The organism is Actinomadura harenae, from assembly GCF_003696215.1.
Taxonomy (GTDB): domain Bacteria; phylum Actinomycetota; class Actinomycetes; order Streptosporangiales; family Streptosporangiaceae; genus Spirillospora; species Spirillospora harenae.
Genome location: NZ_RFFG01000172.1, coordinates 1 through 11,914, shown reverse-complemented (window position 1 = coordinate 11,914; position 11,914 = coordinate 1). Strand labels below are relative to the sequence as shown.

11 protein-coding genes and 1 pseudogene are annotated in these 11,914 nt (G+C 74.3%); 5 read left to right on the top strand and 7 right to left on the bottom strand.

Annotated elements, in window-relative coordinates:
• Window positions 1–38 precede the first annotated feature (38 nt).
• Both EBO15_RS41065 and EBO15_RS41060 read right to left on the bottom strand, forming a co-directional pair.
• Window positions 39–1,280, bottom strand: a complete 1,242-nt coding sequence (locus EBO15_RS41065) for an MFS transporter (RefSeq protein WP_122199856.1) — start codon at window positions 1,278–1,280, stop codon at window positions 39–41.
• 371 nt (window positions 1,281–1,651) lie between these two features.
• Window positions 1,652–2,098, bottom strand: a complete 447-nt coding sequence (locus EBO15_RS41060; protein WP_233616822.1) for a MarR family transcriptional regulator — start codon at window positions 2,096–2,098, stop codon at window positions 1,652–1,654.
• A gap of 108 nt (window positions 2,099–2,206) precedes the next feature.
• Between EBO15_RS41060 and EBO15_RS41055 the strand changes: the two genes are divergently transcribed.
• Entirely contained in the window at window positions 2,207–2,473 is a 267-nt protein-coding gene (locus EBO15_RS41055; protein ID WP_122199852.1) for a DUF2530 domain-containing protein, read from the top strand.
• A 71-nt stretch (window positions 2,474–2,544) separates the two neighbouring features.
• Here the strand turns inward: EBO15_RS41055 and EBO15_RS41050 are convergent, their stop codons facing one another.
• Together EBO15_RS41050 and EBO15_RS41045 are read right to left on the bottom strand one after the other, a co-directional pair.
• On the bottom strand, window positions 2,545–5,466 hold the full coding sequence (locus EBO15_RS41050) for a sacsin N-terminal ATP-binding-like domain-containing protein (protein ID WP_122199851.1): 2,922 nt from the start codon (window positions 5,464–5,466) through the stop codon (window positions 2,545–2,547).
• Window positions 5,467–5,686: 220 nt separating this feature from the next.
• Window positions 5,687–6,436 (bottom strand): annotated as a pseudogene (locus EBO15_RS41045) (DUF3027 domain-containing protein); the annotation flags it as partial.
• Between the two features lie 238 nt (window positions 6,437–6,674).
• Here EBO15_RS41045 and EBO15_RS41040 point away from each other — a divergent pair.
• Entirely contained in the window at window positions 6,675–8,180 is a 1,506-nt protein-coding gene (locus EBO15_RS41040) for an MFS transporter (RefSeq protein WP_122199849.1), read from the top strand.
• Window positions 8,181–8,198: 18 nt separating this feature from the next.
• On the opposite strand, the gene EBO15_RS47180 is transcribed toward EBO15_RS41040, so the two are convergent.
• Window positions 8,199–8,597, bottom strand: coding sequence for a cold-shock protein (locus EBO15_RS47180; protein WP_122199848.1), 399 nt, complete (start codon window positions 8,595–8,597; stop codon window positions 8,199–8,201).
• A gap of 109 nt (window positions 8,598–8,706) precedes the next feature.
• Window positions 8,707–9,396, bottom strand: coding sequence for an HAD family hydrolase (locus EBO15_RS41030; RefSeq protein ID WP_233616821.1), 690 nt, complete (start codon window positions 9,394–9,396; stop codon window positions 8,707–8,709).
• 432 nt (window positions 9,397–9,828) lie between these two features.
• Between EBO15_RS41030 and EBO15_RS45625 the strand changes: the two genes are divergently transcribed.
• The gene (locus EBO15_RS45625; protein WP_199745149.1) at window positions 9,829–10,266 is read left to right on the top strand and encodes a hypothetical protein; all 438 of its coding nucleotides are present in this window, start codon (window positions 9,829–9,831) and stop codon (window positions 10,264–10,266) included.
• Between the two features lie 106 nt (window positions 10,267–10,372).
• Here the strand turns inward: EBO15_RS45625 and EBO15_RS41020 are convergent, their stop codons facing one another.
• Window positions 10,373–10,909: a GNAT family N-acetyltransferase gene (locus EBO15_RS41020; RefSeq protein ID WP_199745148.1), complete on the bottom strand. Its 537-nt coding sequence runs from the start codon at window positions 10,907–10,909 to the stop codon at window positions 10,373–10,375.
• A gap of 173 nt (window positions 10,910–11,082) precedes the next feature.
• On the opposite strand from EBO15_RS41020, the gene EBO15_RS41015 reads away from it, so the two are divergent.
• Entirely contained in the window at window positions 11,083–11,703 is a 621-nt protein-coding gene (locus EBO15_RS41015) for a TetR/AcrR family transcriptional regulator (RefSeq protein WP_199745147.1), read from the top strand.
• A 16-nt stretch (window positions 11,704–11,719) separates the two neighbouring features.
• Window positions 11,720–11,914 (top strand): hypothetical protein (locus EBO15_RS41010; RefSeq protein WP_233616820.1); only part of this gene is annotated, 195 nt, incomplete at its 3' end.

Sequence of the window (11,914 nt, the reverse complement as noted above, 5' to 3'; positions counted from 1 at the left end):
GCCCCGCCCGTGCGGCGTCGGCGTCCCGCGCGTGGGCGTCAGCGTCCCGCGGTGGCCTCGATCAGGCGCGCCAGGCGCGGCCGGATCTCGGCGCGGGGCACGGCCACGGCGGCGACCGCCAGGGTCGCGACGAGGGCCACGAGGCCGCCCGCGACGACGGTGGCGCGCGGCCCGAACATCTGCGACATCCAGCCGACCATCGGCGCGCCCAGCGGGTTCGTCCCGAGGAAGACCAGCATGTACAGGCCCATGACACGGCCGCGCATCTCGGGCTCGACGCCCAGCTGCATGGTCGCGTTCGCCGAGGTCGTGAAGGTCATCATCGCGATCCCGGCGGGCACCAGGGAGAGCACGTAGGACCAGTAGGTCGGCATCAGCCCGCCGACCGTGACGAGGGCCGCGAAGACCAGCGCCGCGCCGATCAGCACCCGGAACCGCGGCCGGGCCGCGCGGCGGGCCGCCAGCAGCGCCCCGGTGAGCGCGCCGACCGCCATCATCGTGGACGCCAGCCCGAACGTGGACGCCCCGGAGTGGAACACCTGCCGGGAGATCAGCGCCACCGTGATCTGGAAGTTCATCGCGAACATCGACACGACCCCGATGAGGACGAGCACCAGCATCAGGTCGGGGCGGCCGCGCACGTAGCGCAGGCCCTCGCGCAGCTGTCCCTTGGCGCGGGCGATGGGCTCCACGGTGTTCAGCTCGTCCGTCCGCATCAGGTACAGGCCGAGCAGGACGGCCCCGAACGAGGCCGCGTTGACGAAGAACACCGGTCCGGTGCCGATCGCCGCGATCAGGACGCCGGCCACCGCGGGCCCGACGAGCCGGGCGCCGTTGAACGTGGCGCTGTTCAGCGCGATCGCGTTGGGCAGGTCCTCGCGTCCGACCATCTCGACGACGAACGCCTGCCGGGTCGGGTTGTCCACGACGGTCGCGAGGCCGAGCAGGAACGCCAGCACGTAGACGTGCCAGACCTGGGCCGTCCCGGTGACGGCGAGGGTCCCCAGCACCAGGGCGAGCAGCCCCATCGAGATCTGGGTGAGCATCAGGACGCGCCGCTTCGGGTACCGGTCGGCGATCACGCCGCCCCACAGCCCGAACAGCAGCAGCGGCAGGAACTGGAGCCCGGTCGTGATCCCGAGGGCCATGCCGCCGGTCCCGTGCGCCAGTTGCAGGACGAGCCAGTCCTGCGCCACCCGCTGCATCCAGGTGCCGGTGTTGGACACGACCTGTCCCCCGGCGTACAGCCGGTAGTTCTTGTTCCTCAGCGACCGGAACATGCCGTTCCGCGCCTCGCCCTCCTCCTTCTCCGCGAACCCCTCGGTCCGTCCGGTCCTCGTCTCCGTCCCGGTCTCGATCTCCACCGTCTCGACACCTGCGGTCTCGACACCGGTGGTCTCGATCTCGGCCGTCTCGATCATCTTCGTCTCGGTCTTCGTATCCGTCTCCGCCGCCGTCCCGGTCCCGAGGGCCACGCCCACCCGGACACACCTCCACCACCCGCAAAGTCTTTTACATTGCTAACGATATGCCCGTGCCGGACATTCCGCTATCCGGGCGAAAGGTGACAAAGAGGTGGTGGGACGGTGCGACGCGCCGACCGGCCCGAGCGGCCACTCAGGCGAAACCCCAGGTCAACCAGGGCGCAGGGTCAGCTGGAGCGGCTGAGCTTGTCCAGCACGGGCGCGGCCCGGTGCAGGATGTCGCGCTCCTCGTCGGTGAGTTCGTTCAGGCGGCGGGCGAGCCACTGCTCCTTGCGCCGCCGCTCCTCGGCCAGCAGCGTGTGCCCCGCCTCGGTCGGCGCCAGGACGGCCTGCCGCCCGTCGGTCGGGTGCGGCGTCCGCTCCAGCAGGCCCTGGTCCTCCAGGAACGCGATCACCCGGGTCATCGACGGCGGCTGGACCTTCTCGTGGTCGGCCAGCTCGCGCGGCGTCATGGAACCGTGCCGGGCCAGGGCGGCGAGGGCGGCGAACTGGGTGAGGGTCAGCGGGGGCCGGGCCTCCTCGGGACGGGCCGGACGCAGCGTGCGCAGCCGCCGGGAGAGGCGCGCGACGGAGATGCGCAGCTCCTCGGCCAGGCCGGCGGTGGTGGTGTCCAACGGTCAGATGCCCTCTCTGCGGTCCCTGTCTCCATCGTCCCACGTCGGCGGCGCTTTGGAACCGGGGGTGACGGCCGAACAGGGGCGCCCAGCGCCTAGGCTGAGCGCATGAGCCGTCCGCGCCGCCCCGATCCGCAGCCGCTCGCGACCAACGACGTCCACATCGCGATCGCCGGGACGGTCGCCTGGGCGGTCGCGCTGGCCGTGCTGCTGGTCGTCGGCCTGCCCTCGGACGAGCGCTGGTGGCTGTGGGTCTGCGCCGTCGGCATCGGCTGCGGCCTCTTCGCGATCTGGTACATCCCGCGCCTCCAGGCCGCCCGGGCCCGGCTCGTCGCCGAACGCGCCGCCGAACGGGACGCCAAGAGCAACACCTGAGCCCGGCCGGACCGCTCAGCGCGCGATCACGCTCCGGGACGCCGCCACCAGAGGCCGCCGGACGGAGATCGTCACGCCTCCAGGTCGGCCTCGGCCAGGAGCGTCGCGGCGTCCTCCGGGGCGCGCAGGACGGCCTCGGCGAGATGCCGGTCGGCCCAGGCGCCCGTCGTCCACGCCAGGGCGCGTGCCAGCCCGGACGGCCCGGACGCGCGCACCTCGCCGTCGCCCGCCCACCACGGGACGTCCACACCGTCCACGGTCAGCCGATCATGCGCCAGGTAGGTGTCCGGAGCGTCCGGCAGGACGGCCCGGACGATCTCCGGCACGGCCGTCCGCGTCCCCGGCCCGGACACCTCGCCGCCGATCTCGTCGCTCGCGCGCGGAAGGTCGAGCAGCTCGGCGAGCGCGCCCGCACCGCCGGACCCGGCGATGACCAGCGGCTGGCCGGTCAGCAGCGGCAGCAGGTCGGGACGGTCCAGGACGAGCGCGTCGGCGGCGTCCACGACCTCGACCCGGCCGTCCACGATCGCCCGGACGGCCTCGGGCGGCTCGACCTCGTGCGCGTCACCGGCGGCGACCGCGCCCGCGACGGCCGTCCACAGGACGCCGAGGTGCCCGCGGGAGATCTCGCGGCCGGGGTCGGCCATGCGCTCGAGCAGTTCGGCGGTGCCGCCCGGCTCGTCGAGGAGATCGTCCAGGGTGGTGCGGACGCCGAGGGCGAGCAGGAACCCCTCGTCCAGGCCGTCCGGCGCCTCGTCGTACAGGCCGCCGAGCAGGTCCGAGCCGTCCGGCATGCGGAACTGGCCGGGCAGGCGTCCGCCGAGGACGGGATGACGCCGCAGCCACCACGCGGTGTAGGACGGCGCGGTCACCCGGCGGCCGTCGTCCACGCTGACCAGGGCCGGTTCGACGACGGCGGCGCGCAGCGGCGGACGGGCCAGCAGGCCCAGTGCGGCGGGCCAGTCGTGCACGAGCTCCAGGTCGCGGACGGCGGTGAACTCGGGCACGAGCGGCGGGAGGTCCTGGTCGCCGGTGCGGCGCAGGACGTCCTCGGCCCAGAGATCCTCGCCGTCCAGGTGGAGGGTGTCGGCGGCGTCGGCGAGGCCGATCACGTTGACGTCCTCGGCGCGGACGGTCGCCGGGCCGGAGAGGACCCCGGCGGCGGCGAGCGCCTCGGCGCCGAACCGCTCGACCGGCTCGGCGGCGACGGTCGCGAACGGCGCGTCGTCCGCCATGATCGTGTGGAGCGGGCTGTCCGGGAGCAGCAGCTCCCCGGCCGCGTAGAGATCGCCGTCGTCGGCGGGCAGGGCCAGGTGCTCCAGCCAGGGCTCGTCGCCCGGGTCGAGCCGGGCGTCCCGGACCAGCGTCAGGACGGCCCCCGCGAGCGCGTCCGGGTCCTCGGCGTCGAAGGACTCCTCGACCGCCGCCCGGACGGCGGGATCGGCGAGCAGCTGGCGCGGCCCGGCCTCGATCGCGCCGAGCCTGGTCAGCAGCCCGTGCACGGCCTCGGGATGGACGATCCGCAGCCCGAGCGGCTCCAGCGCCCCGATGTCCCCGGACGTGATCAGCGTGCCGCGCGGGCCGCGGGTGAGGCGTCCGTCCGCGAGCGGGACGGGCAGCGCGCCCAGGCCGTCGGTGGACGCCCCCGACAGCGCCGCGTACAGCGACCTCCACCAGCCCGGCGGACGTTCGAGCGAGACCAGCGCGTCGACGACGTCGGCCAGTTCCATCCGCCGGACGCCGAGCGCGTCGAGCGCCGGGTTCCGGACCGGCCAGCCCGGCGGCAGCAGGCCGGGCATGACCTCGGCCATCAGGTCGAGGAAGGGCGGCGGCGCGTCCACGGCGACGGCGTCCCGGCCGCGCATCGGGCCGGGCAGCAGCGGGGTCTCGGGCAGGCGGGCCAGGATCGCGCGGCGCAGCCTCGCGTCCAGCTCCCCGGCCCCGACCGGACCCGGAACGAGGTCGAGCACCTCGGGCCCGGCAGGAAGATCACGCAGCAGGTCGACGTAGGCGTCGGCGGCGCGCTCGACGAGGAAGTCGGTCAGCGGGCCGGGCGCGACGTGCCGCCGGTCCGGGGCGAGCGGGAAGGACGCGATCAGCAGCGCGCGCAGGTCGATCCGCTCGTCCGAGGGCGTCGGCGCGTGCAGCACGCCCGGAACCCCGGCCTTCTCCACCGACAGGACGCGTCCGGCGTCGGCGGGCAGCGCCCAGCGGACCTGCCAGCCCGTCCGCAGCCGCTCCTCGGTCGGACGGTCGGCCAGCAGCTCGGCGGGGATCTCGCCGTGCGCCTCGATCGTCCGCCACTCCCCGAGCCGGACCTCGCGGACGTCCCCGTCCACGTCGATCTCGACGGACTCCAGCGCGGGCAGCGCGAGCAGCAGGGCCGGGCCGATCTCGCCGAGCTGGGCCCGGACGCGCTCGACCGCCGCCACGTCCCGCAACGGCAGCCGGACGACCGTCGCGAACCCCTCGGGCACGCCGTCCCCGGCCGTGCCGAAGGGAAGCCGCAGCAGCGGCAGATGCCCCGACCGGACGGCCAGCTCCGACGCCAGCTCCGGAACGCCGGCGACCAGCTCCCGCGCCCGCTCCAGCGACCAGACGACCCCACCCGAAGCGGACACGATGGACGGCTCGTCGCCGACCGAGACCACGGCCGCGAACCCGACGCCGAACCGCCCGACGGATCCGGCCTCGTCCCGCTTCGCCGAGGCGCGCAGCGTGGACAGGGCCTCCACGCCCTCCGCCGTGAGCGGCGCGCCCGTGTTCGCCGCCGTCAGGACGTCCCCGCGCAGCGTGAGCCGCAGCCGCCCGGGAACGCCCGCGCGCAGGGCGGCGTCGGCCGCGTTCTGCGCCAGCTCGACCACGACCCGGTCGCGGTACCCGCCGAGCGCGAAGTCCTCTTCGGTGTTGGCGTCGGCGCGGAACCGCGCCGGGGACTCGGCCCACGCCCGCAGGACACGCGCGCGCAGCTCGTCCGTCCCGAACGAATCCATCACGGCCGGCGCGTCAGTCGTCGCCGCCGGCCTCCGCCGCCCCGGCGTCGTCCTTCTTGCTCCTGGCCTTGCTCTGGCCCTTGCTCGGCGCCTTGCGCTTGGTCGTCTTGGCCGTCTTGGTCGCCCTGGCCTTCGCGGGGGCGCGCTTGGCCGCGGCGCGCTTGGCGGGGGCCTTCTCGACCGCGGGCTCGTCGGCTTCGACTTCGACCTCGGCCCTGACCGTGACGACCTCGGCGTCGTCCTCCGGGCCGTCCGAGACGATCTCGACGTCCAGCTCGTCCAGGACGGGCGGGCCGTGCTCGGACACGGGCGGGAGGTTCACGGCCTCTGAGTGCGCGCCGCAGCCGTGGTCGGCCGAGACGACACGGCCGTCGTCGGGCGCGTACCCGTTCGCGCACGCTCCGAACAGCTGTCGTAGCCCGCCGCCGAGCGTCACGTAGAAACCGCAGGTCGCGCACTGCGCGGGCGCGGACGCCGCGATCGGCGCGCGCGGACCGGCGGTGCCGTCGTACCAGCGCTCGGCGGCCTCGTCGCGGCCCTCGGCCGACAGCACGCGCACACGCCCGAGCCCCAACTCCCACTGGACCTGCCGCTCGGCCTCGTCCTCGGTGTCGGTGAAGCCCGCCGCGAGCCGGGGATCGCCCGGCGCGGTCGGCATCAGGTCGCCGGGGCCGAGGTCGCCCGGACGCAGCCGCTCCAGCCACGGCACCCAGGCCGGGGCGAGCAGCGCGTCGTCGCCGGGCAGCAGCACGCACTCGTCGACCGTCACCAGCCGGGCGCGGGACGCGCGGGCGACCGTGACGGCCCAGCGCCAGCCCTTGTAGCCCGGGTCGAGGCAGGCGAAGTAGTGGGTGACGACGCGCTCGGCCTCGGCGCGCAGCCCCAGGTGCTCACCGACCCGGCCGGGCGCGGCGGTCTCCTCGGCCGCTGCGCGGGCGACGTCGACCGCCTCGGCGCAGGCGGCGTCGATGGCGGGCGGACGGCTGCGCCGCGTCCCGCCCGCGGCGCCGCCGTCGGCGGACCGGGACCCGGTGGAACGCGCGGTGCTGGACTGACGGGTTGGGCTCACCCTCCAATTCTCGCCCATGGAAGGGCATGGCCGGGCACGCGCCCGGCCCCCGGACGGTCAATCGCCGCCCCGCCGGGAACATACTCTCGTCACAGGCCCCCCGCCGATCGCCCGCGACCGAGGAGCGCGCCCGGCCCAGATGTCCGAATCCGCAGGTCATCACGCTGACGACCGCCGACGGCGCGGCCCCGGGGACGCGCGTGCGGACGCGGGTCACACCTCGGCCACAAACTCGGGCCCGGCCTCCGGCGACGACGGGCCGGGCCCCCTCGGACGCGTCCGCCGGGCCGCCCGGAAGACCGCCGACGCCGCCCGGCGCGGGGCTCGGCGCGCCGGTGAGGGGGCTCGGCGTGTCGGTGGCGGGGCCCGGAGTGTCGGACGGGCCACACGCCGTGCCACCTACGCGCAGGGCGCGGGAGGCAGCGGCCTCGGCTCGCTGATCGAGGCCGCGGGCGTGAACTCCGCCGGGGACGCCCTCGTCGCCGTCGCCCTCGCCGGAACACTGTTCTTCAACCTGAACGTCGACCAGGCGCGCGGCCAGGTGGCGCTGTACCTGCTGGTGACGATGGCGCCGTTCGCGCTGGTCGCGCCGCTGATCGGCCCCGCCCTGGACCGGATGCGGCACGTCCGCCGGTACGCCCTGGCGGCCACGCTCGCCGGACGCGGCCTGCTCTGCTGGGCCATGGCGGGCGCGATCCCCCACGGCGACCAGGTGACGTTCCTGCCCGCGGCATTCGGGGTCCTGGTGCTGTCGAAGGCGTTCGGGGTGCTGCGGGCGGCGGTCACCCCGCGCGTCCTGCCGGAGCGGATCACGCTGGTCACGGCCAACGCCCGCCTGTCGTTCGCGGGCCTGCTGACGGCGGCGGCCGCGGCCCCGGTCGGCGCGGGCCTGAGCCTGCTGATCGGCGCGGACTGGCTGCTGCGCCTCACCCCGCTCGTCTTCGCGCTCGGCGTCGTCCTCGTCCTGCGGCTGCCCGCGCGCGTGGACGACCCGGACGCGGCCCGTCCCCCGTCGCCCGCGGGCACCGCCGTGAGACGGCGCTGGCGGACGCTCCTCAAGGTCGGCCCGGTCGTCGCCGAGGCGATGCGGGCGAACGCCGTGCTCCGCGCGTTCTCCGGCTTCCTGATCATCTACCTGGCGTTCGTGCTGCGGCAGGAGACGTTCGCGCCCGTCCCGCACAACGCGGCCCTCGGCCTGCTCGCCGCCTGCGCGGCCGCGGGCGGCCTCGCCGGGACCGCGCTGGGCGCCTGGATGAAGGCCCGCGCGCCGGAGGTGATCGTCTACTCGACGCTCGCGTTCGTCACGGCCGTCGCGGCGGTGAGCGGCGCCCTGTTCGGGCTGTGGGCGGCGCTCGCCGTGGCGTTCGCGGGCGCGGCCGGGCAGACCCTCGGCAAGCTCTCCCTGGACGCCGTGGTCCAGCGGGAGATCGGCGAGGAGATCAGGTCGTCCGCCCTCGCGGTGTCGGAGACCCTGCACCAGCTGGTCTGGGTCGCGGGCGGGCTGCTCGGCCTCGCCCTGTCCCTGATCGTGGACGGCCGGGTCGCGTTGATGCTGGTCGCGGTCGTCATGGCCGTCGCGCTGACGATGCTGCTGGTCCACCGCGCGCGGGCCCGCCGCCGCTCCGGCGACGGGCCCGGCCGGTAGACACCGCCAGGCGTCCCCCTACGGGGCGGACAGGTCGTCGGCCACGGCGCGCAGCACGGTCGCGATCTTCTTCGCCTCCGCCGGGGACGGGTGCTTGCCGCGCCGGTAGGTGGTGGAGATGCCGTCCAGGAGCTTGATGAGGTCCTCGGTGATCATGACCATCTCGTCCGGCTTCTTGCGCTTCTGCCGGGCGATCGCCTTCTCCACCGAGGGCAGGGTGTCCAGCGCGCGCAACTGGTGGGCCTGCTGCCCGCGCCTGCCCTCGACCACGCCGAACTCGACGCGCTGGCCGGGCTTGAGCGCCGTCACGCCGTCGGGGAGCGCCGAGGAGTGCACGAAGACCTCCCCGCCGTCGTCGCGGGTGAGGAAGCCGAATCCCTTGTCGGCGTCGTACCACTTGACCTTGCCAGTGGGCACGGGAACCTCGTCTAGCTCGCTTTGGGTTGGCCCTCAAGATTAATGCCTCGCCGACCACCGGAGAACACGCCCGGGACGCCGGAAACCCTTGCGGGGCACGGGCCCGAAGCTACCCGCGAACGTCCGGAACGGCATCCGAATATCCGTCCGGACGCCCTTCCTGATGACCGTTCGGGTTTCGGCCGTCGTAACGGCGGGTCAGCCAATCCGGGAAAGCGCGCAGGTCGGGCAGGACGACGTCCGCGCCGTAGTCGACGAGGGCCGCGACGTCGAACGAGCCGGTGGCGACGCCGACCGAGGTGATCTCCGCGGCGCGCGCGGCGTCCACGTCGCCGAGGTGGTCGCCCACGTACGCGGTCGCGCGGTGCTCGCGCAGCGCGGCGCCCTTGTCGGTGCCGAAGAGCCCGCCCACGACGACGTCCACGGGGAAGTCCAGGTGCCGGACGGTCCGCTCGGTGTCGAGCTGGTTCTTGCCGGACACCACGACGACGCGTCCACCGAGGGCCCGCACCGCTTCGAGGGACTCGCGCGCCCCGGCCATCACGGCGGTCGCGGGGATCGCGATGTCGGCGTACACCGCGCGGTACCGGGCGGTCATCTCCGGGACCTGCTCCGGCGGGAACCAGTAGCCGATCTCCACCTCGAGCGGCGGCCCGATCCGCCGGACGACGGCGTCGGTGTCGATCGGGACGCCCGTCTCCTCGGAGAGGGCCCGGTAGACGGCCGAGATCCCCTCCCGGGTGTCGGCCAGGGTCAGGTCGAGGTCGAATCCGATGGCGAAGGGCTCTTGGTAAGGCACGCACCACAGGGTAAAGGGGAAGGTATGACGGTTCCGCCGGTGGCGGCCGTACGCCGCCCGCCCCTCCGGCCCGCGCACGCCCCCGCGTGTGTGGACGGGCCATCGGGCGCTGGGCGAACACCGGGCTCTGGACGAGCACCGAGCGCTGGGATGACACCAGGCTCTGGGCAAACGCGTACCCGCGCTCTCCCGGTAGTGGCGATGCGACGGGATCCGAGTAGGAGAGCGCGGGAGCTGTGTACGCGTCCGGTGCTGAACCGGTGCGGTGTTGTGGCGGTGCGGTTCGTGCGGTGCGGTTCGTGCGGTGCGGCTTCGTGCGGTGCGGTGTTGCGGCGGTGCCTGGTGGAGTTATCCCCGCCGCCCCCTGCGCCAACCTCGCCACCAGGGAAAACGCCGGTCTCGAAAGTCCCATGCGCGACCCAAGGAGGGTGCATGACACAAGACCGAGACTCCACCTCCCGCAGTGGGCGCGGCGGAGCGCCCGACCCCGGCGGGACGTCCCGCACCCGCCGCCTCGGCCCGCCCGGCGCCCCCGGCGACCCACCGGCCGGAGGCGGTCCGGGCGGGGGAGGGACGGCCGCGGCCCGGCAGAGCGCGGTCGGCTGGCTCGTGATGCTGATCTCGATCGTGACGGCCGTCGTGGTGCTGATCCTGGTCGTCTACATCGTCTTCGTGGCGTTCGACGCCAACACCGGCAACACGCTGGTGCACCGGATCAGCGGCTGGGCCGACGACCTCGCCTGGCAGTTCAAGGACGTCTTCCAGCCGAGGAACCACAAGATCGAGGTGACCGTGAACTACGGCCTCGCCGCCGTGGTCTACCTGGTGATCGGACGGATCCTCGTCGCCCTCGTCCGCCGCATCCGCTGAACAGCGCCCCTGAACGGCGCCCGCTGAACAGCGCCCCCTGAACGGCGACGGCGCCCAGCACACGGCCCTCAGGCCCCTCGACCGGACGGCGCTCGGAACGCGCCGCTCAGAACTCCTCGAGCGGCGACGAGTGGACGAGCTCGGACGGCCCGCCGTCCGGGTCGAGGATCCGCACGGCCTCGAACGGCCACGACGCGTCCACCCAGTGCCGGACGAAGTCGGCCAGCTCCTTGCCGAGGCCGGGACGGTCGCCGCCGGAGCGGACCCAGAACAGCAGGACGGCCTGCGCGCCGTCCTCGGCGTCCCGCTCGGCGGGCAGGACGTGGATGCGGCCGAGCTGCCGCTCCTCGTCCGGGCTGGTCACCACGTAGGTGAACTGGCGGCGCAGCTGGCCTTCCTTCTGCATCCACGCCACGTCCACCAGGGCCTGCTCGGCGGTGAGGTCCGCATGCGGCCAGCCCCAGTCGGCGTGGAAACGCTCGCTCAGGGCGTCGAGGCTGTCCATGACCGCGAAGTAGTCGCGCATGGCGTCGTGCACGGTGATCGGACGGATCCGGAACCCCTGGCCGGCGACCAGCGTGGGGACCACGAAATCCTCGGGCAGGAAGCCCGTTCGGCCTCCCGTCCGCGGAGACATCGCCATCGACGACCCTTCCCGCTCCGGCCCCTCCCGGCGACGGGGGCGCGAAGTCAACGACTCTAGTCGACGGCGTCGCCGCCGAGCCCGGAGATCGGGTTTTCGGGCGCGCGCCGAGCGGGGCTGAGGCACGCCCGCTCCCCGATGCCTTAGCCTTCTTACGGAGGGAACACACTGACATGACGAGTTCTACGCGCGATCGCATCGTGGCCGAGTCGCTCCGGCTGTTCGCCGACCGGGGCTACGCCGCGACGTCGGTCGCCGAGATCGAGGCGGCGGCGGGCCTGTCGCCCGGCGCGGGCGGGCTGTACCGGCACTTCCGGTCCAAGGAGGAGGTGCTCGCGGCCGCGATCCGCGAGCACATCGAACGGACCCGGCAGCAGGTCAGCGACGTCCTGGACCAGGCGTTCCAGTACGAGGGACGGCCGCTGGAGATCCGCCTGCGGATGACCTGCCAGGCCGGGCTGGCCAAGATGCGCGAGGAGCAGGACCTCATCCGCGTCCTGTTCCGCGACCTGGACCAGTTCCCGAACCTGGTCGCGGAGATGCGCGAGGGCATCGTCAACCCGCTCTACGACGGCATCGCCACCTGGCTCTCCCAGCAGCCCGAGTTCGCCGACTCCGACGAGGACTGGGCCGCGATCGCGTCGATCCTCGGCGGCGCGGTGGTGAACTACTGGCTGGCCAACGAGTCGATGTACGAGCCGCCGACCCGGATCGACGAGAAGCGGTTCGTGGCCGGCTGGGCCCGTCTCGGCCTCGGCCTGGTCAACCTGGACCGCACGCCCGCCTCCTCCTGACGCCGCGTCCCGGGCCATGGTGGACAGCTTCGCGGACTGGCTTCGCTCCCGCGACGACGACGAGCTGCGGGCCGTGCTCGCGGCGCGCCCGGAGCTGGTCGCGCCCGTTCCCGCCGACCTGACCGCGCTCGCCGCGCGCGCCGCGACGCCCGCCGCGGTGTCCCGCGCCCTGGACCGGCTGGACGCGTTCGCGCTGGCCGTCCTCGCCGGC

Excerpts from the sequence above, each read along its gene's own strand:
- EBO15_RS41020 (WP_199745148.1), bottom strand. The coding sequence starts at position 10,909 with ATGGCGATGTCTCCGCGGACGGGAGGCCGAACGGGCTTCCTGCCCGAG.
- EBO15_RS41050 (WP_122199851.1), bottom strand. The coding sequence starts at position 5,466 with ATGGATTCGTTCGGGACGGACGAGCTGCGCGCGCGTGTCCTGCGGGCG.
- EBO15_RS41040 (WP_122199849.1), top strand. The coding sequence starts at position 6,675 with ATGTCCGAATCCGCAGGTCATCACGCTGACGACCGCCGACGGCGCGGC.
- EBO15_RS41015 (WP_199745147.1), top strand. The coding sequence starts at position 11,083 with ATGACGAGTTCTACGCGCGATCGCATCGTGGCCGAGTCGCTCCGGCTG.
- EBO15_RS41055 (WP_122199852.1), top strand. The coding sequence starts at position 2,207 with ATGAGCCGTCCGCGCCGCCCCGATCCGCAGCCGCTCGCGACCAACGAC.
- EBO15_RS41065 (WP_122199856.1), bottom strand. The coding sequence starts at position 1,280 with ATGTTCCGGTCGCTGAGGAACAAGAACTACCGGCTGTACGCCGGGGGA.
- EBO15_RS45625 (WP_199745149.1), top strand. The coding sequence starts at position 9,829 with ATGACACAAGACCGAGACTCCACCTCCCGCAGTGGGCGCGGCGGAGCG.